Below are 23,344 nucleotides of genomic sequence, written 5' to 3' on the forward strand. Positions count from 1 at the left end.
CGCGTATGACGCCGCTTTCTTCGCAGTTACAACAGCACTGGCAGACGCTTCGTGAGCGCGCGCCAGAAGCGTTTGCAATGGACTCGCTCAGCGCCGAAGCGCAGGCTGTTTTCACCTTCAGTGATTTTGTTTCGCAAAGTTTGATGGCGTATCCCGAGTGGCTGACGTCGCTGGAAAGCGACCCTCCACAGGCGGATGAGTGGCAGCAGTACGCGGGTTGGCTTAAAGCCGAACTGTCTGAGGTTCATGATGAAGCGGCGCTAATGCGAGCGCTGCGGGTATTTCGTCGTCGAGTGATGGTGCGTATTGCCTGGGCGCAGGCGCTGTCACAAGTTAGCGAAGAAAATACCCTTCAGCAATTGAGTCATCTGGCGGAGACCTTGATCGTCCAGGCGCGTAACTGGCTGTACGACGCCTGCTGTCGGGAATGGGGTACGCCATGCAGCGCCGATGGCGTACCACAACCCTTGCTCATCCTCGGGATGGGTAAGCTGGGCGGCGGCGAACTCAACTTTTCCTCTGATATCGATCTGATTTTTGCCTGGCCCGAACATGGCACGACCCAGGGCGGACGCCGCGAACTGGATAATGCTCAGTTCTTTACCCGTCTGGGGCAGCGGCTGATTAAGGCGCTAGACCAACCGACGCAGGATGGTTTTGTCTACCGCGTCGATATGCGTCTGCGCCCGTTTGGCGACAGCGGCCCGCTGGTGTTGAGTTTTGCCGCGCTGGAAGATTATTACCAGGAGCAAGGGCGCGACTGGGAACGTTATGCGATGGTCAAAGCGCGGATTATGGGCGATGACGATGGCGTTTACACCAGCGAACTGCGCGCCATGCTGCGACCGTTTGTTTTCCGTCGTTACATCGACTTCAGCGTGATCCAGTCTCTGCGTAATATGAAAGGGATGATCACCCGTGAAGTTCGTCGCCGGGGCTTGAAAGACAACATCAAGCTAGGTGCGGGCGGGATCCGCGAAATTGAATTTATTGTGCAGGTGTTCCAGTTGATTCGGGGAGGCCGCGAACCGTCACTGCAAAGCCGCGCGCTGTTACCCACGCTGTCGGCGATTGAAGCGTTGAATTTGTTGTCCGAAACGGATGCGCAGGCGCTGCGAGATGCCTATTTGTTTCTGCGTCGTCTGGAAAATCTGCTGCAAAGCATTAACGATGAGCAAACCCAAACCTTGCCGAGCGATGAGCTGAACCGCGCACGTCTGGCGTGGGGCATGCATCTCACCGATTGGGAATCACTGACTACGCGCCTTGACGCGCTGATGGCGGGTGTACGCCAGGTCTTCAACGATCTTATCGGCGATGATGAAGAGTCATCACAAGAAGAGCAGTTGTCGGAAGACTGGCGCGAACTGTGGCAGGACACCCTGCAAGAGGATGATACCCCGGCGGTGTTGGCTCATTTGCGCGATGAGGATCGCCACCATGTCTTGTCGCAGGTCGCTGATTTTCGTAAAGAGCTGGATAAGCGCACCATCGGCCCGCGTGGGCGTCAGGTGCTGGATTCCCTGATGCCGCACCTGCTCAGCGAAGTGTGCTCGCGTGAAGACGCGCGGGTGCTGTTGACGCGTATTACGCCACTCCTGAGCGGTATCGTTACACGTACCACCTACCTGGAACTGCTCAGCGAATACCCCGGTGCGTTAAAGCATCTTATTCGGCTGTGTGCTGCCTCGCCGATGGTGGCGAACCAGCTGGCGCGCTATCCGCTGCTGCTGGATGAGTTGCTTGACCCGAGTACTCTGTATCAACCGACGGCAACCGACGCCTACCGCGACGAGCTGCGGCAATATTTGCTGCGCGTGCCGGAAGAAGATGAAGAACAACAGCTGGAAGCGCTGCGCCAGTTTAAGCAAGCGCAGCTGCTGCACATTGCGGCGGCGGATATCGCCGGTACGCTGCCGGTGATGAAGGTCAGTGACCATCTGACCTGGCTTGCGGAAGCGATGATTGATGCGGTGGTTCAGCAGGCGTGGGTGCAAATGGTCGCGCGTTACGGTCAACCCACGCATCTGCGCGAGCGCAATGGCCGCGGATTTGCGGTGGTGGGCTACGGCAAGCTGGGCGGTTGGGAGTTGGGCTACAGTTCAGACCTGGATCTGGTTTTCCTCCATGATTGCCCGATGGACGCGATGACCGACGGTGAACGTGAAATCGACGGTCGTCAGTTCTACCTTCGTCTGGCGCAGCGCATTATGCACCTGTTCAGTACCCGTACATCGTCCGGCATTCTGTATGAAGTGGATGCCCGCCTGCGTCCATCCGGCGCGGCAGGTATGCTGGTGACCACCGCCGAAGCGTTTGCCGATTATCAGCAAAATGAAGCGTGGACGTGGGAGCATCAGGCGCTGGTTCGTGCGCGAGTCGTGTACGGTGACCCGCAGCTTCAGCAGCAGTTTGATGCGATTCGTCGGCAAATCCTGACCACCGCGCGTGACGGTGAAGTATTGCAAAAAGAAGTCCGTGAGATGCGCGAAAAAATGCGCGCCCATCTTAGCGGCAAGCAGCGCGATCGCTTTGATATTAAAGTCGATGCGGGCGGCATTACCGACATTGAATTTATTACCCAGTACCTGGTGCTGCGTTATGCGCATGATAAACCTAAGCTGACCCGCTGGTCGGATAACGTGCGTATTCTCGAACTGCTGGCGCAAAACGACATTATGGATGAGGACGAAGCGCGGGCGTTGACCCATGCTTACACCACATTGCGTGACGCTCTGCATCACCTGGCATTGCAAGAATTACCGGGCAATGTAGGGCAGGAGAGCTTCACTCAGGAACGCGACCAGGTGAGCGCCAGCTGGCAGAAGTGGCTGGTTCAACCGTGAAATGTGCTATTATCGCGCGAAATTTTGATTCTCTTTGGAGACAAGAATGAAAGTAACGCTGCCGGAATTTGAACGCGCAGGAGTGATGGTGGTTGGCGATGTGATGCTGGATCGCTACTGGTATGGCCCAACCAGCCGTATTTCCCCGGAAGCCCCGGTACCCGTGGTGAAAGTGGAAACTATCGAAGAACGTCCTGGCGGCGCGGCAAACGTGGCGATGAACATTGCCTCTTTGGGCGCAGGTTCTCGCCTTGTAGGCCTGACCGGTATTGACGATGCGGCACGTGCGTTAAATAAAGCGCTGGCCGACGTTAACGTCAAATGCGATTTCGTTTCCGTGCCGACGCATCCAACGATCACCAAGCTGCGCGTGCTGTCACGTAACCAGCAGCTGATTCGTCTGGATTTTGAAGAAGGCTTTGCTGGCGTTGATCCCCAGCCGCTACACGATCGTATTCAAAGCGGCCTGCCGAACGTTGGTGCGCTGGTGCTTTCCGACTATGCCAAAGGCGCGCTGGAAAGTGTGCAGCAGATGATTCAACTGGCGCGTCAAGCGAAGGTTCCGGTACTGATCGACCCGAAAGGAACGGAATTTGAACGCTATCGCGGTGCCACGCTGCTTACGCCAAACCTTTCCGAATTCGAAGCGGTAGTGGGTAAGTGTAAAACCGAAGAAGAATTGGTTGAGCGCGGCATGCAGTTGATTGCTGATTTCGACCTGTCTGCACTGTTGGTGACCCGCTCCGAGCAGGGCATGACGCTGCTGCAACCGGGCAAAGCACCTCTGCATCAACCGACTCAGGCGCAGGAAGTGTATGACGTGACCGGTGCTGGTGATACGGTTATTGGTGTACTGGCGGCGACGCTGGCGTCAGGGAAAAGTCTGGAAGAAGCCTGCTTCTTCGCCAATGCGGCGGCAGGTGTGGTGGTCGGCAAGCTGGGGACCTCTACCGTTTCGCCAATCGAGCTGGAAAACGCCGTGCGCGGTCGTGCTGACACCGGCTTTGGTGTCATGAGCGAAGAAGAACTCAAACATGCTGTCGCTGCTGCACGTCGTCGCGGTGAGAAAGTGGTGATGACCAATGGTGTGTTCGACATTCTGCACGCGGGCCACGTCTCTTATCTGGCGAATGCGCGCAAGCTGGGCGATCGTCTAATCGTAGCGGTGAACAGTGATGCGTCGACTAAGCGCTTGAAAGGTGAATCCCGTCCGGTAAACCCGCTGGATCAGCGAATGATCGTGCTGGGTGCGCTGGAATCCGTCGACTGGGTCGTGTCATTTGAAGAAGATACGCCGCAGCGTCTGATTGCGGGGATCCTGCCGGATCGTCTGGTGAAAGGCGGCGACTATAAGCCAGAGCAAATTGCCGGTAGTGAAGAAGTGTGGGCGAACGGCGGTGAAGTGTTGGTGCTGAACTTTGAAGATGGTTGTTCAACTACCAATATTATTAAGAAAATTCAGAAGGATAGCGGGAAGTAACGCTTCGCGTTTTTCCCTCACCCTAACCCTCTCCCTAAGGGAGAGGGGACCGTTCGGTTTTCTCCCTCGCCCCTATGGGGAGAGGGCCGGGGTGAGGGGGAAGTACTTTACTCTTTACCGTCTACAACCGGGGTAGCCGCACGGCTCTCCAGCTCGCTAATTCGCTGCTCCAGCAACGCCAGCTTCTCACGAGTCCGCAGCAGAACCTGCGTTTGCACGTCAAATTCCTCGCGGCTCACCACGTCAAGACGCGTCAGCTGTGACTGAATCACCTGGCGGACTTTCTTTTCAACATCATCACCAAATTCACGCAGGCCTTTTGGCATGGATTCGTGTACCTGGCGAGCGATCTGTTCAATTTTCTTCGGGTCGATCATCTGTGTTTCCCTGATTCTGTCGGCGTTACCGCTATTGTAGTGTCTTCTCCGGGTACGATAAACCAGAATTGTGCGAAGCTTATGCATTGCCGAAGATAATCAATAGCGTTATAGTAAGTACGCTTATTCTCAGGGCGGGGCGAAATTCCCCACCGGCGGTAAATCAGCTACGGCTGAAAGCCCGCGAGCGCTTCTTGTGAAAATGAGAAGGTCAGCAGATCCGGTGTAATTCCGGGGCCGACGGTTAGAGTCCGGATGGGAGAGAGTAACGATCCAGTCGGGTTTGCGCCCGCTCGCGTTATCTATTAGCCGTTTATCGGCACTCCTAAGACTGCCCTGATTCTGGTAACCATAATATTAATGAGGTTTTTTTACCATGAATCAGACGCTACTTTCCTCTTTTGGTACTTCTTTCGAACGCGTTGAAAACGCATTGATTGCTCTGCGTGAAGGTCGCGGTGCGATGGTGCTGGACGACGAAGATCGCGAGAACGAAGGCGACATGATCTTTGCCGCCGAAAACATGACCGTTGAACAAATGGCGCTGACTATCCGTCACGGAAGCGGCATCGTTTGTCTGTGCCTGACCGATGAACATCGTAAACAGCTGGATCTGCCGATGATGGTGGAAAACAACACCAGCGCTTACGGTACCGGTTTTACGGTCACCATCGAAGCCGCACATGGCGTGACGACCGGCGTTTCCGCCGCTGACCGCCTGACCACCGTTCGTGCGGCGATTGCCGATAACGCAAAACCGTCAGACCTCAACCGCCCGGGCCACGTTTTCCCGCTGCGCGCGCAACCGGGCGGCGTACTGACCCGTGGTGGTCACACTGAAGCGACTATCGATCTGGTGAGCCTTGCAGGCTTTAAACCGGCTGGCGTATTGTGTGAACTGACCAATGACGATGGCACCATGGCGCGTGCGCCAGAGTGCATCAAGTTTGCGAAGGAACATAATATGGCGCTGGTGACCATCGAAGATCTGGTGGCTTACCGTCGTGAACACGAGCGCAAAGCAAGCTAATTACGCTCTGTTACGAAGAAGCCCGGCTGCATCTGCGCCGGGCTTTTTTTATCGCTGTTAGCCAATCCCCATCGATTGCAATGCCACCAGACTCATCCCCATCACCGACATTCCGCACAGCACGCCGTAGCTTGGGTTGTTGTTGGGATCGATCTCTTTCGCCAGCGGCATGAGTTCATCAACGGAAAGCGCGACCATAATCCCGGCAACGGCGGCCATAATCGAGGCCATCAGTACTGGCGACATCATGCTGCCAAGGATTGCCCAGGCCAATACGCCGCCGAGGATTTCGGCCATCCCGGAGATCCCTGCCCAGAATACTGCTTTACGTTTTGAACCCGTTGCAGCATAAACGGGCCCAGCAACCGCCAGCCCTTCAGGAATATTGTGCAACGCGACGGCGAGCGCAATACCGAAGCCCAGCTCCAGGTTATTGCTCGCAGTAACGTAGGTGGCGATACCTTCCGGGAAGTTATGCAGGCTGATACCGAGCGTCAACAAAACCGCCGTGCGGCGAATATTTCGCGGCAACGGTGGATTGGTTTTCTGCATGAGATCTTGCGGATGCGCATGCGGCAGCACGCGATCCAGCGCGAAGTAGCCGATAAGCCCGATGACAAACATGCTGTAACCCAGCACCGGCGACATGCCTTCAGTGCCTAGCGCGGCGGGAAGCATCTCCATCAATGAGATCAGCAGCATGATCCCAGCGGCAAAACCGAGTGAAAAAGCCAGCACCCGGTTTGAGGGTTTTTGTCCAATTACGCCGAGGATGGCGCCAATAAACGTGGCGGCTCCTGCCAGTAATGTCAGAATTAGCGGTACCGACATCGCTTACTCCTTATGATAATGATTATCATTCATAATATTTAAATTTGTGATTTATGGCGAGAGGCGCAGGCATTCTTTACCTCATCCTTACATTCAAATTTTCTGAAGATCATCATCACGCTTATCTGAGTTTATCCTCACGGAAAACAGGTTAATGTGGTGTTATTCAATTATGCCTCTGGAAGGATAACATCATGTCTCGTAGCCGAATGCCAGCACTGTTTTTAGGTCATGGTAGCCCGATGAATGTACTGGAAGATAACCTCTACACCCGTACCTGGCAGCACCTCGGCGAGACCCTGCCGCGTCCGAAAGCGATTGTTGTCGTTTCCGCGCACTGGTTCACCCGGGGAACCGGGGTAACGGCGATGGAAACACCGAAAACAATCCACGATTTCGGCGGTTTCCCTCAGGCGCTGTATGACACCCATTACCCGGCGCCGGGTTCCCCAGAGCTTGCACAGAAACTGGTAGAACTGCTGTCGCCGGTTCCTGTCGCGTTGGATACCGAAGCCTGGGGCTTTGACCATGGTTCGTGGGGCGTGCTGATAAAGATGTACCCCAACGCGGATATCCCGATGGTGCAACTGAGCGTTGACAGCACCAAACCGGCGGCCTGGCATCTGGAGATGGGGCGTAAGCTCGCCAGTTTGCGCGATGAAGGGATTATGCTGGTGGCAAGCGGTAACGTGGTGCATAACCTGCGTACTGCAAAATGGCACGGTGATTCTGAACCCTATCCGTGGGCCACGTCGTTTAACGATTATGTGAAAGCGAATCTGCAGTGGAAAGGGCCGGTTGAGCAACATCCGTTGGCTCGCTATCTGGAGTATGAAGGTGGTGCGTTATCTAACCCAACGGCGGATCACTTCCTGCCGCTGCTCTACGTCTTAGGCGCGTGGGATGGCGAAGAACCCATCACGATCCCGGTAGACGGTATCGAAATGGGTTCCTTAAGCATGCTGTCAGTGCTGGTAGGTTAACGGCTACTCGACGAAAATGTGCGGATAGAAGCGCGACAGATCCTGCGTGATCAGCGCTCTGTCCTCACGGATCCCAATGCCAGCTGGCTGGTCATTGATAAGCCAGCTGCCAATCAACATGTAGCTATCGCCAAACTTTGGCAACTGATAGAACTGCTGGACGATCATCCCTTCTTCGCCATACGGGCCTTCCACCTGTTCGATGGTTTTGCCGTTTTCGACGATCGAGATATTGGCACCTTCGCGGGAGAATATTGGCTTCACCACAAATTTGTCCATCGGTGGATGATTGTCTTCCGCGAAGTAGGCTGGCAACAGGTTCGGGTGATCCGGGAACATTTCCCACAGCATTGGCAACAGTGCTTTGTTTGAGATGATGCTCTTCCACGCCGGTTCCAGCCAGCGTACGCCCGCATCCTCCAGCTTGGTGGAGAACATCTCGCGCAGCATGTATTCCCAAGGGTAGAGCTTGAACAGATTACCAATCACCTGATCCTGAAGATCGGTAAACTGGCCTTTCTCGCCCAGGCCAAGTTCGTCAATATAAAGGAACTCTGTTGCCACTTCCGCTTCTGCCGCACAATCCTGCAGATATTGCACCGTACCACGATCTTCAACGGTGTCCTGGCAGCAGGTCAGATGCAGCAACTGGAAGCCGTGCTGCTCACGCAGTTCGGTAAAGCGCTCGATTAACTTTTCCTGCAGGCTGTTGAACTGGTCGCTGCCTTCCGGCAGGTTTCCTGCGTTCAGCTGATCTTCCAGCCAGATCCATTGGAAAAATGCCGCTTCATACAGTGAGGTTGGCGTATCGGCGTTATTCTCTAAAAGCTTCGGCTCGCCGGTGCCATCCCACGCCAGGTCAAGGCGCGAGTAGAGCGATGGCTGTTGCGTTTGCCATGACTGACGCACAAAGCCCCAGGTGTGTTTTGGAATGCGGAATTTTGCCATCAGTTCATCGCTGGCAATAACCTTGTCGACCACTTTCAGGCACAGCTGGTGCAGTTCGGCGGTGACATCTTCCAGTTTTTCTACCTGGGCAAGCGTCAGCTTGTAATAGGCTTCTTCACTCCAGTACGGTTCACCGTACATGGTGTGGAAGTTAAAGCCGTATTCAGTCGCTTTTTCACGCCAATCCGGGCGCTCAACAATACTGACTCTTTCCATGATATTAGCCGCCCATTGAACGGGAAGTGCTGCCCGTCGCGCTACGCTGCATAGTGGACTGTTTCGCTACAGACTCGCCAAAGCCGCCGCGAGTGACCGTATTGGTGGTGGCAGGTTTTGGTGCCATCGCCGTTTTCGGTACGTTCACTGAACGGCCCGGTTGTGCGGCACCGTAGTTTTTGCCGCCCGCATCGGTATATTTACCGTAAGCCGGGCTGGATGGATTCTTCGAGGTGAATACCGGCTGCTGCTGGTAACCACCCATGCCGCCACTCATCATGCGGCCCATCATGTAGCCTGCCATCAGTGGCATCCAGAAGCTACCGCTGCTCTGATTCTGCGCCTGGGCCTGGCCTTCGCCGGTAGGCGCCATGCCTGCCTGCGCTGGAGCCTGCTGGCACTGACCTTCGCCGAACTCAGCCACGCAGTCTTCACGGCTGGCGTATTTCGGAGCGGTACGCTCGGCTTCTTTCAGGGCGTTGTTGTAGGTGGTGGTACATTCTGCGCTCTTGCTCGGGTTAGCGGCGGAGCAGTCGTCCGCGTTCTGATACAGCGTGACGGTTTCATCAGATTTCTCACAGCCCGCCAGCATAAAGACTGCGGTAACGGCGAGGGCAACTGGCGTTAAGTGGCGCGCGCCCCAGCTTTTACGAAATGCGGCGTGCTGAATATTATTTGTCCGTTTCATTTTAATCTTCCTGGACCCAGTAGAGTGGTATTGCAATAACGCTCAGGATAGAGGATGAGTGGTTGAAAATGAAGCGAAGAAGGGACTAAAGCAGGCGATCTTTACGTTGCCTTACGTTGAGAGGGGATAAATAAAAAAGGGTCCGTAAAAACGGACCCTTTTTAAGGCAAATACAGACCTTAGCGCAGGCGTGCTTTGCTGGTGGCCGGTGAGGTGTAACCATCAGCGGCAGCATCCTGCTGTGCATTTTCCGGCGCGACGCTGGCGTTAGCGGTAGAAACCGGCTTGCCGAGCGTATTGTTCAGTGCCAGTAGATCCTGCTCGTTGAGCGTACCCAATGCATTTTTGATATTCAGCTGATTTATCAGGTAGTTATAACGCGCGCTAGAAAGCTGTTGTTTGGCGTTATACAGCGTGGTGGTCGCATCCAACACGTCAACAATAGTACGCGTACCCACGGAGTAGCCCGCTTCCATCGCGTCTAAAGAACTCTGCGCAGAAATAACGGCCTGTTTGTAGGCGTTGATGCTGCTGATAGAGGCGTTAACGTTATTGAAGGAAGAACGTACGGTCTGCACAACGGAACGGTGCGCGCTTTCCAGCTGCTCGCTGGCGCCCACGAAGTTGTACTGCGCTTGTTTAACCTGAGAGTTAACCATCCCGCCTTGATACAGTGGCAAGGAGAAGCTCAGACCCACTTTGTTCTGACCGGCATCTGTGTCGTTAAAGTTGCCACTGTTGGTTTTAGAGCCACTATAAGAAGTGTTAGATACCCCGGTAGAAGCGGTTAAATCCAGCGTTGGCAGATGGCCATCCTGCGCCAGACGAATTTGCTCACGCGCCAGATCCTGGCTCAGACGAGCCTGCAACAGCGACAGGTTACGGTTTTCCGCTTCTTTCAGCAGCGAGCTCACGCCCTGCGGCTTGTCGGTTTTGAAGCTATCCACGTTCAGTGAGGACAGTTCAGGGTAGTAGTTACCGGTGACCTGACGCAGCGCTTCAACGGCGTTGTCGAGGTTGTTACGTGCGGTGACTTCGTTCGCCAGTACGGTGTCGTATTGTGAACGGGCGTTCTGCACGTCGGTAATGGCAACGAGGCCCACGTTAAAGCGCTGAGTGGTTTGATCTAACTGGCGGTAAATGGCCTGTTTCTGCGCTTCAGTAAAGGACAGCGAGTCAATGGCGCTCAGGACGTTAAAGTACGCCGTCGCGGTATTGAGGATCAGCGTCTGCTGATCGGTCTGATAGGTCACATCCTGGATGCCTGCTGATTTTTCTTGCAGGGAAAGGTTACGCCATTTGGACATATCAAACAGGCTTTGCGTCAACTGCAAAGAGCCGCTGGTGACGTTAGAGTCCACGCCGTTGCTGTCGCGGAAGCCGTTGGTATAGGTATAATCGGCACCCAAGCCTAACTGCGGCAACAGTGGGCTGCGCGCTTCGTTGATCTTCTCGAACGCAGCATCACGATCTGCGGCAGATTTACGGAGCTCCGGATTGCTGGTACGTGCCTGCTGATACACCTGTAACAGGTTCTCTGCCTGGCTCATTGCACTGAAACCCGTAAGGCTCAGACCAATAAGGATGGGGAGCAATTTCTTCATTTGCATTTGCATTCCTTGTTGTGAAGCTTAGCGCTGATCTAATTCACAGAAAAAATATTCGCCGATTGTACCAGAGTCTGCCACGTTAAAAAGTTGTCGTAATGTGCCATCTGGCGTTAATTTGCACCAATCTACCATAGAGTGAGTGAATCCTAAGAGCCACTGACTTTAAATCCACAATTTCAACACAATTACTGCATAGGCCAGTCCATGACAAAAACAGTTAACCCTGTGGCAACGCTCTCGAAAAATGATGTAGAAATTATTGCACGAGAAACGGTATATCGCGGCTTTTTTTCGCTTGATTTGTATCGCTTTCGTCACCGGTTGTTTAACGGTGAGATGAGCGGCGAGGTTAAGCGTGAAATTTTTGAGCGCGGTCACGCTGCAGTCTTGCTACCCTTTGACCCAGTGCGTGATGAAGTGGTGTTGGTTGAGCAGGTGCGAATTGCCGCCTACGACACCAGTGAAACCCCGTATCTGCTGGAAATGGTGGCCGGCATGATCGAAGAAGGGGAAACCGTCGAGGATGTTGCTCGTCGCGAGGCGCAAGAAGAGGCCGGGCTTGAAGTCGGGCGGGTGAAAAAGTGCCTGAGCTATCTTGCAAGCCCGGGCGGTACCAGCGAGCGCCTGACTATTATGGTGGGCGAAGTGGATGCGACAACGGCCGAAGGTATTCATGGCCTGGCGGAAGAACACGAAGATATTCGCGTTCATGTGGTAAGCCGGGAGTTCGCTTATCAATGTGTAGAGGATGGAAAAATTGACAACGCAGCGTCTGTCATCGCTTTGCAATGGCTGCAGCTGCATTATCAGGACTTACGAAAAGAGTGGATCAAATGAAGCGATATACACCTGACTTCCCAGAAATGATGCGCCTATGCGAAACCAACTTCGCGCAATTGCGTCGCTTACTGCCGCGTACTGATGAAGTCGGTGAAACGGTGAACTATCAGGTGGCTAATGCGCAATATCGCTTAACGATAGTTGAATCAACACGTTACACTACGCTTGTGACGATTGAACAAACGTTGCCTGCGATAAGCTACTGGAGCCTGCCGACGATGACGGTACGGCTTTATCATGATGCGATGGTAGCTGAAGTGTGTTCAACTCAGCAGATCTTTCGCTTCAAAGCGCGGTATGATTATCCAAATAAAAAGTTGCATCAACGCGACGAAAAGCATCAAATTAATCAGTTTTTGGCCGATTGGCTGAGATTCTGTTTAGCACATGGAGCGATGGCGATTCCGGTTTGTACATAACAGCTTTCAGGCGTCATCACAGACGCTGCCAGCGAGAAGTCGCCTGAGAGGATGATGTGTATATTTGCATCGTGAAACCTAAGGACACCATTTGGAAAGCCTTTTAAACCTTCCTCTGGCTGGTGGGGCCAGTGTTAGGGTACTGCAAATTACTGATACTCACCTGTTTGCCCAGCAAGATGAAACGCTGTTAGGGGTGAACACCTGGGAAAGCTATCACGCGGTCCTGGAGGCGATTCATGCCTCGGCTCGTGACGTTGACCTGGTGGTTGCCACCGGCGATTTAGCGCAGGATCACTCCTCCGCGGCCTATCAGCATTTTGCTGACGGCATCGCGAGTTTTTCTGTGCCTTGCGTTTGGTTGCCGGGGAATCATGATTTCCAGCCCTCAATGTACAGCACCTTGCAAGAGGCAGGAATTTCCCCTGCAAAACGCGTACTGGTGGGTGAGAACTGGCAGATATTATTGTTGGACAGTCAGGTGTTTGGTGTTCCGCATGGCGAACTGAGCGACTTTCAGCTGGAATGGCTCGAAAAACGTCTGACGCAAGAACCTGAGCGCCATACCTTGCTGCTTCTGCATCATCACCCACTGCCGTCAGGCTGTAGCTGGCTCGACCAACACAGCCTGCGCAACGCAGGAGCGCTGGATGGCGTGCTGGCGCGTTATCCGCGCGTAAAACATCTGCTCTGCGGCCATATTCATCAGGAGCTGGACGTTAGCTGGAACGGCCGACGTATTATGGCAACGCCGTCAACCTGCGTGCAGTTTAAGCCGCACTGTTCTAATTTCACCCTCGATACCGTTTCTCCCGGTTGGCGCTGGCTGGAGCTGCATGCCGATGGTTCATTGACCACCGAAGTCTGCCGCCTTGCCGGGGTGAAGTTCCATCCTGATACCGCATCTGAAGGCTATTGATGTCGACGCTTCTTTATTTGCATGGGTTCAACAGTTCTCCATGGTCAGCCAAAGCCACGGCGCTTAAGCAATGGCTGGCGGAACACGCCCCGAATGTGAACATGCTTATTCCCCAACTGCCTGCATATCCGGCGCAAGCTGCTGAAATGCTAGAAGCGCTGGTGCTTAAGCACGGCGGTGAGCCGTTGGGTATCGTAGGGTCGTCGCTGGGGGGATATTATGCGACCTGGCTGTCGCAGTGTTTCATGCTGCCAGCCGTGGTGGTCAACCCGGCGATGAGGCCGTTTGAACTGCTGACGAATTTCCTCGGCCCGAACGAGAATCCCTACACCGGGCAACAATATGTGCTAGAGTCTCGCCATATTTACGATCTCAAAGTGATGCAAATTGACCCACTTGAGGCCCCGGATCTTATCTGGTTGCTTCAGCAAACCGGCGATGAAGTACTTGATTATCGCCAGGCCGTGGACTATTTCTCCGCCTGCCGACAAACGGTAGAAGAGGGCGGTAATCATGCATTTACCGGCTTTGAAGATCACTTCACCCAGATTATCGATTTCCTGGGGTTGCATTAAGCAACGCCAACTACCTACGAATAGATCATGACGCAATCTTCTTATAACGCTGATTCCATTGAGGTTCTCACTGGGCTTGAGCCGGTTCGCCGCCGCCCGGGGATGTATACAGATACCACACGCCCTAACCATATGGGTCAGGAAGTTATTGATAACAGTGTGGACGAAGCGCTGGCTGGGCACGCGAAACGTGTCGAGGTCATTTTGCATGCCGATCAGTCACTGGAAGTTATTGATGACGGACGTGGTATGCCTGTTGATATTCACCCGGAAGAGGGTGTACCGGCGATTGAACTGATCCTGTGTCGTTTGCACGCAGGCGGTAAGTTTTCTAATAAAAACTACCAGTTTTCCGGCGGCCTCCATGGTGTTGGGATCTCGGTGGTCAACGCCCTGTCAAAGCGCGTGGAAGTAAACGTTCGTCGCGACGGCCAAATCTACAGCATTGCTTTTGAAAACGGTGACAAGGTTGAAGACCTGCACGTTTCCGGTACCTGCGGAAAACGTAACACCGGTACCAGCGTACACTTCTGGCCGGACGAAAGCTTCTTTGATAGCCCACGCTTCTCCGCTTCGCGTTTAAGCCATTTGCTGAAAGCCAAAGCGGTGCTGTGCCCGGGTGTTGAAATCGTCTTTAAAGACAAGGTCAATGATACCGAACAGATCTGGTGCTATGCCGACGGCCTGACGGATTACCTGAGCGAAGCGGTAAACGGTCTGCCGTTACTGCCGGAAAAACCGTTTGTCGGCACGTTCTCCGGTGATACGGAAGCGGTCGATTGGGCGCTGCTGTGGCTGCCTGAAGGCGGCGAACTGCTGACTGAAAGCTACGTCAACCTGATCCCGACGATGCAGGGCGGTACGCACGTCAACGGCCTGCGGCAGGGTCTGCTGGACGCAATGCGTGAGTTCTGCGAATACCGCAATATTCTGCCGCGCGGCGTGAAGCTGTCGGCGGAAGATATCTGGGATCGCTGCGCTTACGTGCTGTCGGTGAAAATGCAGGATCCGCAGTTTGCCGGACAAACTAAAGAGCGTTTGTCTTCACGCCAGTGCGCCGCATTTGTCTCCGGTATCGTTAAAGATGCCTTTAGCCTGTGGCTAAACCAGAACGTTCAGTCGGCAGAACTGCTGGCAGAAATGGCAATTTCTAGCGCCCAGCGTCGTCTGCGCGCGGCGAAGAAAGTGGTGCGCAAAAAGCTCACCAGCGGCCCGGCGCTGCCGGGTAAACTGGCGGACTGTACCGCACAGGATCTCGCCCGCACCGAGCTGTTCCTTGTGGAAGGTGACTCGGCAGGTGGTTCTGCCAAACAGGCGCGCGATCGTGAATTTCAGGCGATCATGCCGCTTAAAGGTAAGATCCTCAACACCTGGGAAGTCTCTTCTGATGAAGTGCTGGCGTCGCAGGAAGTGCATGATATTTCTGTCGCGATCGGCATCGATCCAGACAGCTCGGATCTCAGCCAGCTGCGTTACGGTAAGATCTGTATCCTCGCGGATGCTGACTCCGATGGCTTACACATCGCCACCCTGCTGTGCGCGCTGTTTGTGAAACATTTCCGGGCGCTGGTGAAAGAAGGCCACGTCTACGTAGCGCTGCCGCCGTTGTACCGTATCGATCTGGGCAAAGAGGTTTTCTACGCGCTGACCGAAGAAGAAAAAGCCGGCGTGCTGGAACAGCTTAAACGTAAGAAGGGCAAGCCAAACGTACAGCGCTTTAAAGGGTTGGGTGAAATGAACCCCTTACAGCTGCGTGAAACGACGCTTGATCCGAATACTCGCCGCCTGGTACAGCTGTTCATTACCGATGAAGATGAACAACAAACCAATGCCATGATGGATATGCTGTTAGCCAAGAAGCGTTCGGAAGATCGCCGTAATTGGCTACAAGAAAAAGGTGATATGGCGGATATCGAAGCCTAATCTCATCAACCCCGTAGGCCTGATAAGCGTAGCGCCATCAGGCAGTGCGGTGCAGTTTGCCGGATGGCTGCGTAAAAGCCTTATCCGGCCTACTCTTTCGAAAAGGAGACGCTTGCGTCTCCTTTTTTATTGCCGCAAACGCCTCTTAGTTAATCGATTCAATTCTAATTTCTTCACTTTATGAAATGCCATTTTGAAATTTGGTATGACAGGTCACACTTTAGTTGTATGACTTCTACCATATTCTTCCGCTGGATATACCCGTCATACTTCAAGTTGCTGATGCGTTGGCCGCGCTCGCTCACCCCAGTCACGTACTTATGTACGCTCCGGGGGATTAATGAGGGACATCCCTGTCCCTCACCAGAGGCCAGCCTTTGGCTGGTCAAATTCGTTCCTCACGAATTTGTCGCTCTCTTGCCGCCTTTCCGCAATTCGAATTATTTAGGGTAAATAAAACATACTACTGAACATGGACGTTAATCCGTGCTGGCTCTTGATTCGCATGGTGAATTTTATCTTTCCTCAAAAGAGAATCGTCTATGTTAAGAAGAAAACTGGCAGTAAGCGTTCTATCTTTCTCGTTAATGATGGGGTCTGCGGCGGCGATGGCAAAAACGGTGTTCATCGCCTCTGATGTGCATCCGGTCGACTATCCAACGACGGCGGCCGTCATTCACATGGGTGAAAAACTCAGTGCCCAAACGGACGGGCGCCTTTCCATTCGCATGTTCCCAAGCGGGCAAATGGGTGACGAAAGCACCACGCTTGAAAAAACGCGTGCGGGCGCTATCGATATTCTGCGTGTCTCAATGTCGCCGGTTGGTGGCATCCTTCCTGAAGTCAGCGTATTCAACATGCCGTTTGTGTTCCGCGATACCGACCATCAGCACAAGGTGCTGGACGGCAATATTGGCACCAAACTGGCACAGGAGATCTCTGATAGTAAACTCGGACTGGTGTTCCTCGGCTGGATGGATGCAGGTTCGCGCAGCCTTATCACCAAAAAACCGGTCACCTCACTCGACGATCTGAAGGGTGTCAAAATCCGTCTGCAAAACAACCCGATTGGCCTCGATACTTTTAAAGCGCTGGGCGCGAACCCGATAGTGCTACCGGTTGGTGATGTCTTTGCCAGCCTGCAAACCGGCGTTATCGATGCGGCGGAAAACAATGAACCGACCTTTGATACCGAAAACTACGTGGTGGCAGGCACTAAGTATTTCGATCTCACCGAACACTTTATGATCCCCGAAGTCCTCGCTTTTTCGAAGCGTAAATGGAGCAAACTCTCGCCGGAAGATCAGACGCTTATCATGAAACTGGCGAAGGAAGCACAGGCGGAAGAGCGCGTACTGTGGGCGCAATATGTTGAAAAATCAAAACAGCGCCTACAAAGCCAGGGGGTGAAATTCCTCCCGGTGGATAAGAAGCCGTTTGTTGATGCGACCGCGCCGGTACGTGAGAAATATGGCAAGCAGTTCAGCACCTTAATGCAGGAAATTCAGGACACTAAATAAGGCACGTGGCGGCGGGCTGGCGAGCGCTGGCCTGCCTGTTTTGATCTGGAGATAACAATGAAAAAACTCTATGTCCTGGTCATGGATGGCGTGTATCGGATCTGCATTTGGCTGTCAGGGATCAGCCTGTTATTTATGACGTTTATTTATCTGGTGGGGATTTACGCTCGCTTTCGTCCTGATTTTCCTGAGTGGCTGGGTTTCTTACCGCACGCCTCAACCAGCTGGCCGGAGCCTTTGTCGCAAATTTGTATGATCACTTTCTCGTTTGTGGGCGCGGCGGCGGCTTATCGTGCGGGTAGCCATATCGCTATCACCATGTTGGTCGATCATATCAACCCCGCGATGAAAAAGGGGCTGGCGGTGTTTGTCGATCTGGCGATGCTGGCAACCTGCCTTTTTATCATCCACTGGGGAATTATTGGTTGTATGGATGCCTGGGAAGATGTGGTGCCATCGTTGCCGTTCCTGACTTCGGGGATCACCCATTTACCTATTCCACTGGGATCGTTCTTTACGCTGCTGTTCGTGGTTGAAAAACTGCTGTGCGGCCCACAATCGCACCGCGAGCTGGTGCAATACGGCTCGCCGAAAGTCGGCCATTAAGGAGCGAACCGATGGACTTAACGCTAATTATCTTTGTGGTCACGTTCGTGGTGTTGATGGCGGTGGGCATGCCGGTGGCGTATGCCGTTGGCCTGACCGCCGTTATCGTCACGGCTTTCGCTGATTTTTCACTTGATGGCCTGATTATCACCATCTTCCACAGTACCGATAACGTCAACTTGCTAACCATCCCGTTCTTCGTCTTTGCCGGGGCGATTATGGCGGAAGGGGGCATGGCGCGAAGGCTGGTCGATTTTGCCGGGCTGTTTGTCGGCTGGATCCGTGGCGGCCTATCGCTGGTCAATATTCTGGCCTCAACGCTGTTTGGTGCGATTTCCGGATCGTCAGTGGCCGATACGGCGTCGATCGGATCGGTGCTGATCCCGGAGATGGAACGTAAAGGCTACCCGCGATCGTTCGGCGCGGTACTGACCGCTAGCGCCTCGGTGCAGGCGATTCTGGTGCCGCCAAGCCACAACTCGGTGCTGTTTGCCATTGTGGCAAATACCGCAGCGGTGACCATTCCGGCGATGTTCCTGGCTGGGATTATCCCGACGCTGGTGCTGTGCTTTACGCTCATCATTATGTGTCTTATCGCCGCACGTAAAAATAACTACCCGAAAGAAGAGAGCGTCGAGCTTAAGCGCAAGCTGAAAATCGCCTCCGATGCCATCTGGGGGCTTATCACCATTGTGATTATCTCCGGCGGCATTCTCTCCGGTTTCTTCACGCCAACCGAGTCTGGGGCGATTGCCTGCGTCTGGGCGATGTTTGTCACCTTCTTTGTCTACCGTGAATATAAGTTCAAGGACTTCCCGAAGCTGATTCACCGCACCATCAAAACGGTGACCATGGTGATGGTATTGATAGCCTTCGCTGCCGCCTTTGGTTCGGTGATGACGCTGGTGGGCCTGCCACAGGAAATCTCTGCCGCGCTGCTGTCGCTGTCGGATAACAAGTACGTCATTTTGTTGATTATCAACATTATGCTGCTGCTTCTGGGATGTCTGATGGACATGGCTCCGCTGATCCTGATCCTGACGCCGATTCTGTTGCCGGTGGTGGTTCAACTCGGCATCGATCCGGTGCACTTTGGCATCATTATGATGATGAACTTAGGCATCGGGCTTATCACGCCGCCGGTGGGCTCGGTGCTGTTTGTGGCAAGCGCGGTCAGTGGAGAAAAGATTGAGACCGTGGTGAAAGCGATGGTGCCGTTCTACTGCGTACTGTTCCTGGTGCTGGTTATTATCACCTACATCCCGATGATCTCGCTGTGGCTCCCGGCACGGTTCCACTAGCTTAGCGGCGCGTGACGTGATTTTTGCGGTACTGCAAGGGGGTCTCACCGATCCCCTTCTTAAATGAGCTAATAAAATAGGTCACCTCGGCAAACCCCACTTGCCCGGCAATTTCATTCACCGGTAGCGCACTGTGCAGCAGCAGCTCGCAAGCACGGCGCAAACGCAGGGTATTGAGATAGTCGTGAATATGCTCCCCGGTTTCGGCATGGAAACGCCGTGACAGATAACTTCGTGATTTTCCCAGCTCAGCCGCCAAAGCATCGAGACTGAACTTGCGGCGATAATTCTCTTCAATCCAGAACATCACCGGCGTCGCAATACCGTTTGATGATTCGGCCATTTTCTCCTGCACCGGCGGCAGCATACTAAACAGCGTCATTAGCATGGTGGCTATCTGCTCGGTACTTAACCCCGAGGTGGATGACATACTGGCATAGAGGCTAAATAGATGGTCGATATGGGGATGGATATCGGCGAGGTCGGCAACGAAGGCTGGTCGGCCACGTGCAGAAAGTACCTGCAAACGGCGGTGATTTTCGGTAAACGGGTGGACAAATTTGCTAATGGCGTGCTGATCAACATGAATAATGGTGCGGCGATAGCTGTCCTGCGCTTTTTCATCAACCATGATTTTATGCAGCGTAAATGGCGGGAAGAAAAAGAGTCTGCCAGGACGCATGGTGTACTGGCGATTATCAACGATGACAACCCCAAAACCCTCTTCCACGTAGAGAATTTCCAGACATTGATGCCAGTGATGGTAACGCACCGTATTGGCAAAAAGGCGGCTGAACGACGCTACGGTATCGTTGAGTGTAATAAGCTCCAGATGCTCGGTATTCCAGGATGAAGTCATGTGCAATAAATTTAAATTTTCCCGTCAATAATCTTACTACTAAACCACTGTTTTAAATTTTATCAAGCGGCGGTTCATTCAATACTATCAGTTGTGATCGGGTTAACATTTCTCCATGACCTGGATTCTCTATTCTTTAGCCACTTTCGAGGATGGATAAATTAGAGGCCAGAACAGTGACGGAAATATCAAATCTATTGTCATCACGTGAAGACGTCACGCAAGCGCTGATGACGATGCTGAGCGCTCTCGATAAACAGTTTCCCGCAGGCGTTGCGCAGTTCTCGCTGGGTAAAACCTGCGCGCACTACAGCACTTCAATCGCGGAGATGGAGGGCTTATCGAGAGCGCTTTGGGGCCTTTTCCCACTGATGGCGGGTGGGGCGGATGTGCCGTTTAGCGAAAAATATATCACGGCGATTAAGCTCGGGACCGACCCGAAAAGCCCGTATTACTGGGGCGAAACCGGGCCATATGACCAGCGTCTGGTTGAGATGGCGGCCTACGGTTTGGGTCTGGCGTTAATGCAGGATCAATTAACTCACCTCTTTAGTGAATCTGAACTGACTAACCTGCATCGCTGGCTCAACCAAATCACCGACGCCCAGATGCCGGACAGCAACTGGAACTACTTCGCCATTATCGTTCAGCTCGGCTTTAAACGTGCCGGGCTGCCTTACGACCAGGCGGCGATTGACCGTCGCTTTGAGATGATGGAAGCCTACTATCTCGGCGATGGCTGGTACTCCGACGGCCCCGGACGCCCGAAGGATTACTACATCTCGATGGCATTCCATTTCTATGGCCTGATTTATGCCACCCTGAATGCGAACGATGATCCCGCCCGCGCGGCGACGCTCCGTGAGCGTTCTTGCCTGTTTGCCAAAGACTTTATTTATCTCAGCGCCGCCGATGGCGCGTCGGTGCCGTTTGGCCGCAGCCTGACCTACCGTTTTGCGATGGTCGCGTTCTGGAGCGGCGTGGCCTTTGCCGAACTGGACGTATTCTCCCCTGGCGTGGTGAAGGGCATTATTCTGCGACACCTGCGTTGGTGGCTGGCACAGCCTATTTTCGACCGTGACGGCATCTTAACGCTGGGCTTTGCTTACCCGAATCTGGCGATGTGTGAAGACTACAATTCACCGGGCTCACCTTACTGGGCGCTGAAGGTGTTTCTGATTATGGCACTGCCTGAGGATCATGCTTTCTGGCAGGCTGAAGAGCTACCGTTGCCGGAGCTTGCGCCGGTACATGCGATTGTTCCCGCGCAGCAAATTTTGCAGCACTGCGAAAACTCGCAGCACGTGGTGATGCTCACCTCAGGCCAACTGGAACTGAACAACTACGTCAATACCGAGGCCAAGTACACCAAGTTTGCTTACTCGACCCGCTTTGGTTTCACCATTGAGCGGGGGCGCTACGGTATTAAACACGCGGCCTGCGACTCTATGTTGCTGTTGTCAGATAACGATAACTACTGGCGCGGCCGTCGCGAATGCGAAAGCGTGGAAATGCTTAATGGCGCGATTTACTCCCGCTGGCTTCCGTGGCACGACGTACAGATTGATACCTGGCTTATCCCGTGTGGCGAATGGCACGTGCGCGTGCATCATGTGAATAGCGCGCGTCGTTTGCAAACGGTGGAAGGCGGCTTTGCGGTGATGAAGGCTGATGCGGATATCACGACGCGGTGCAGCAAGGTGCAGGCAGCCAACGGTCAAAGCGTGATTATGGATTTATCGCCATACACCGTGCGTCAGGCCGATAGTGTGATTACACCACCAAATAGCAGCGTGATGTTTGCTGAATGCGCTTCAATCCCGACGTTGGTGGGGGAGATGGCACCCGGCGATCATTGGCTTTGCTGTGCAGTGACGGCCAGCGGGCATTCCGTGCCAGCACCGTTATTAGCGCCGACGCTCGTTATTGAAAATAATATGCTCCACGTGACTGACAATGTCAGCGGGGAAACGATCTCCCTGCATTTATAACACTCCGGATAATAACAACAACCGGAATACCCTCTGGCACGTGCTGAATCATGATTATCCAGCACGTGTAACCTACACATTTTGTCGAGGCCTGTATGGAAAATGTATCGTCTCAAAACAGAATAGAATATTACAAAATAAGTTCGTTTATATTTTTATACTTCTTTACCTGGTCTGCCAGTATTGGTTTGTTTGCTATCTGGCTTGGGCAAAAAGCGGAACTGAGCGGTGCGGTGATTGGTACCGTATTTGCCGTTAACGGTATATTCTCCGTTATTTTGAAACCGATTTATGGCTATATTCTTGATAAAATCGGCATGAGTAAATATCTGCTCTATTTCGTGGTAGTGATGTCGGCCTTAATGGCGCCATTCTTTATTTATGTTTACCAGCCGTTATTGCTGTCCCACACGATGGTGGGGATTGTGGTCGGGGCAATTTACCTGAGCTTCGCGTGGTATGCGGGTGTTGCGGCCTGTGAGTCCTACGCTGACCGTTATAGCCGCCTTAACAGCATGGAGTTTGGGCAGATTCGTATGTGGGGTTCGCTGGGGTGGGCTGTTGCCTCTTCCTTCTCAGGCCTGCTGTTTAATATCTCTCCGGCCTACAACTTTATTCTCGGTAGCGTCGCGTCACTGGTGATGCTGGCGGTATTGATGAGTCTGAAGGTCGATACCCAGACCGCCAATGCCAGCGCCGTTATTTCCAAAGATAAGATTGTCCTCAAAGATGTTTTCGACCTGCTGAAAAGCGGCAAGTTTTGGGCCTTCTGCCTGTATGTTGCGGGTGTGGCGTGGATGATGTTTGTTGCCGAGCAGCAATTCTCGCGCTACTTCGTCACCTTCTTTAATGATGTTCATGAAGGCAACACGGTATTTGGCTTGCTCGGTACGGTTCAGTCCGGCACTGAGTTCGTGATGTATATCTTTATGCCGATGTTCGTGAATTATATCGGTGCAAAACGAGGCTTACTGATTGTTGGCGTATTAGTTGGGGCGCGTCTGGTTATTTCTGGATTGTGCGATTCACATCTTTTGATCTCAGTGATTAAACCGCTATACGGTCTTGAAATTTGTCTGCTGTTAGTATCGGTCTTTAAATATATTGCTGAGCATTTCGATAAGCGCGTCAATGCCACCATGTATTTACTGGGTTATCAGGCGATGCTGTATATCGGCAATGTGGTGGTGTCATCACCAGCAGGTTTATTGTACGACCGCATAGGCTTTGAAAAGACGTATATGATCATGGGGGCTATCGCCTTGTTCTTTACGCTTGTCTCCGCTTTCACTTTATCTGCTTGTCAACGCCAGAATAATCGCCAGCCTGCGCTGGATGTGGCTGAAAACGGTATTTCTAAATAAGCTCTACTGAATGAAGGA

Annotated in this window: 20 protein-coding genes and 1 riboswitch; of the genes, 14 read left to right on the top strand and 6 right to left on the bottom strand. The window is 53.2% G+C overall.

Features of this window, described 5'->3' with window-relative positions:
• Positions 1-5: 5 nt before the first annotated feature.
• Together glnE and hldE are read left to right on the top strand one after the other, a co-directional pair.
• Positions 6-2,846, top strand: coding sequence for a bifunctional [glutamate--ammonia ligase]-adenylyl-L-tyrosine phosphorylase/[glutamate--ammonia-ligase] adenylyltransferase (gene glnE, locus U0026_RS03445; protein ID WP_062776325.1), 2,841 nt, complete (start codon positions 6-8; stop codon positions 2,844-2,846).
• A gap of 46 nt (positions 2,847-2,892) precedes the next feature.
• Positions 2,893-4,326 (top strand): bifunctional D-glycero-beta-D-manno-heptose-7-phosphate kinase/D-glycero-beta-D-manno-heptose 1-phosphate adenylyltransferase HldE, encoded by a 1,434-nt coding sequence (gene hldE, locus U0026_RS03450; RefSeq protein ID WP_062776327.1) that lies wholly within the window; start codon positions 2,893-2,895, stop codon positions 4,324-4,326.
• Positions 4,327-4,433: 107 nt separating this feature from the next.
• Here hldE and ubiK read toward each other — a convergent pair whose 3' ends face one another.
• The gene (gene ubiK, locus U0026_RS03455; RefSeq protein ID WP_062776328.1) at positions 4,434-4,703 is read right to left on the bottom strand and encodes a ubiquinone biosynthesis accessory factor UbiK; all 270 of its coding nucleotides are present in this window, start codon (positions 4,701-4,703) and stop codon (positions 4,434-4,436) included.
• Between the two features lie 121 nt (positions 4,704-4,824).
• Positions 4,825-4,974, top strand: a riboswitch (FMN riboswitch).
• 105 nt (positions 4,975-5,079) lie between these two features.
• Here ubiK and ribB point away from each other — a divergent pair.
• Positions 5,080-5,733, top strand: a complete 654-nt coding sequence (ribB, locus tag U0026_RS03460) for a 3,4-dihydroxy-2-butanone-4-phosphate synthase (protein ID WP_062776330.1) — start codon at positions 5,080-5,082, stop codon at positions 5,731-5,733.
• A 57-nt stretch (positions 5,734-5,790) separates the two neighbouring features.
• Here ribB and zupT read toward each other — a convergent pair whose 3' ends face one another.
• The gene (gene zupT, locus U0026_RS03465; RefSeq protein ID WP_062776332.1) at positions 5,791-6,564 is read right to left on the bottom strand and encodes a zinc transporter ZupT; all 774 of its coding nucleotides are present in this window, start codon (positions 6,562-6,564) and stop codon (positions 5,791-5,793) included.
• 194 nt (positions 6,565-6,758) lie between these two features.
• On the opposite strand from zupT, the gene ygiD reads away from it, so the two are divergent.
• On the top strand, positions 6,759-7,547 hold the full coding sequence (gene ygiD, locus U0026_RS03470; RefSeq protein ID WP_062776333.1) for a 4,5-DOPA-extradiol-dioxygenase: 789 nt from the start codon (positions 6,759-6,761) through the stop codon (positions 7,545-7,547).
• Between the two features lie 3 nt (positions 7,548-7,550).
• Here the strand turns inward: ygiD and U0026_RS03475 are convergent, their stop codons facing one another.
• The 3 genes from U0026_RS03475 to tolC all read right to left on the bottom strand — a co-directional run bounded on the left by U0026_RS03475 (position 7,551) and on the right by tolC (position 11,003).
• Complete coding sequence (locus U0026_RS03475) at positions 7,551-8,711, bottom strand: glutathionylspermidine synthase family protein (protein ID WP_062776335.1); 1,161 nt, start codon at positions 8,709-8,711, stop codon at positions 7,551-7,553.
• A gap of 4 nt (positions 8,712-8,715) precedes the next feature.
• Positions 8,716-9,399 carry a DUF1190 family protein gene (locus tag U0026_RS03480; RefSeq protein WP_062776336.1) on the bottom strand — a complete coding sequence of 228 codons (684 nt, stop codon included), beginning with the start codon at positions 9,397-9,399 and terminating at the stop codon, positions 8,716-8,718.
• 179 nt (positions 9,400-9,578) lie between these two features.
• Positions 9,579-11,003, bottom strand: coding sequence for an outer membrane channel protein TolC (tolC, locus tag U0026_RS03485; RefSeq protein ID WP_062776460.1), 1,425 nt, complete (start codon positions 11,001-11,003; stop codon positions 9,579-9,581).
• Positions 11,004-11,213: 210 nt separating this feature from the next.
• Between tolC and nudF the strand changes: the two genes are divergently transcribed.
• The 8 genes from nudF to U0026_RS03525 all read left to right on the top strand — a co-directional run bounded on the left by nudF (position 11,214) and on the right by U0026_RS03525 (position 19,112).
• Entirely contained in the window at positions 11,214-11,846 is a 633-nt protein-coding gene (gene nudF / locus U0026_RS03490; RefSeq protein WP_062776337.1) for an ADP-ribose diphosphatase, read from the top strand.
• Positions 11,843-12,268, top strand: coding sequence for a DUF1249 family protein (locus U0026_RS03495; RefSeq protein ID WP_062776339.1), 426 nt, complete (start codon positions 11,843-11,845; stop codon positions 12,266-12,268). The genes nudF and U0026_RS03495 overlap by 4 nt, the downstream gene beginning before the upstream one ends.
• Positions 12,269-12,359: 91 nt before the next feature.
• Complete coding sequence (gene cpdA, locus U0026_RS03500; protein WP_062776341.1) at positions 12,360-13,187, top strand: 3',5'-cyclic-AMP phosphodiesterase; 828 nt, start codon at positions 12,360-12,362, stop codon at positions 13,185-13,187.
• Complete coding sequence (gene yqiA / locus U0026_RS03505) at positions 13,187-13,762, top strand: esterase YqiA (protein WP_062776343.1); 576 nt, start codon at positions 13,187-13,189, stop codon at positions 13,760-13,762. The genes cpdA and yqiA overlap by 1 nt, the downstream gene beginning before the upstream one ends.
• 27 nt (positions 13,763-13,789) lie before the next feature.
• Positions 13,790-15,685 (top strand): DNA topoisomerase IV subunit B, encoded by a 1,896-nt coding sequence (parE, locus tag U0026_RS03510; protein WP_062776344.1) that lies wholly within the window; start codon positions 13,790-13,792, stop codon positions 15,683-15,685.
• A 542-nt stretch (positions 15,686-16,227) separates the two neighbouring features.
• A complete protein-coding gene (locus U0026_RS03515) occupies positions 16,228-17,205 on the top strand; it encodes a TRAP transporter substrate-binding protein (RefSeq protein WP_062776346.1) in 978 nt (325 codons plus the stop codon).
• Positions 17,206-17,262: 57 nt separating this feature from the next.
• Positions 17,263-17,811: a TRAP transporter small permease gene (locus U0026_RS03520; RefSeq protein WP_062776348.1), complete on the top strand. Its 549-nt coding sequence runs from the start codon at positions 17,263-17,265 to the stop codon at positions 17,809-17,811.
• Between the two features lie 11 nt (positions 17,812-17,822).
• On the top strand, positions 17,823-19,112 hold the full coding sequence (locus U0026_RS03525; protein ID WP_062776350.1) for a TRAP transporter large permease: 1,290 nt from the start codon (positions 17,823-17,825) through the stop codon (positions 19,110-19,112).
• 1 nt (position 19,113) lies between these two features.
• On the opposite strand, the gene U0026_RS03530 is transcribed toward U0026_RS03525, so the two are convergent.
• Positions 19,114-19,971: an AraC family transcriptional regulator gene (locus tag U0026_RS03530; protein WP_062776352.1), complete on the bottom strand. Its 858-nt coding sequence runs from the start codon at positions 19,969-19,971 to the stop codon at positions 19,114-19,116.
• A gap of 230 nt (positions 19,972-20,201) precedes the next feature.
• Between U0026_RS03530 and U0026_RS03535 the strand changes: the two genes are divergently transcribed.
• The gene (locus tag U0026_RS03535) at positions 20,202-21,962 is read left to right on the top strand and encodes a DUF2264 domain-containing protein (RefSeq protein WP_241974046.1); all 1,761 of its coding nucleotides are present in this window, start codon (positions 20,202-20,204) and stop codon (positions 21,960-21,962) included.
• Positions 21,963-22,057: 95 nt separating this feature from the next.
• A complete protein-coding gene (locus U0026_RS03540) occupies positions 22,058-23,326 on the top strand; it encodes an oligosaccharide MFS transporter (RefSeq protein ID WP_062776356.1) in 1,269 nt (422 codons plus the stop codon).
• Positions 23,327-23,344 lie beyond the last annotated feature (18 nt).

It is taken from the genome of Kluyvera intermedia (assembly GCF_034424175.1).
In the GTDB taxonomy this organism is placed as follows: Bacteria; Pseudomonadota; Gammaproteobacteria; order Enterobacterales; family Enterobacteriaceae; genus Kluyvera; species Kluyvera intermedia.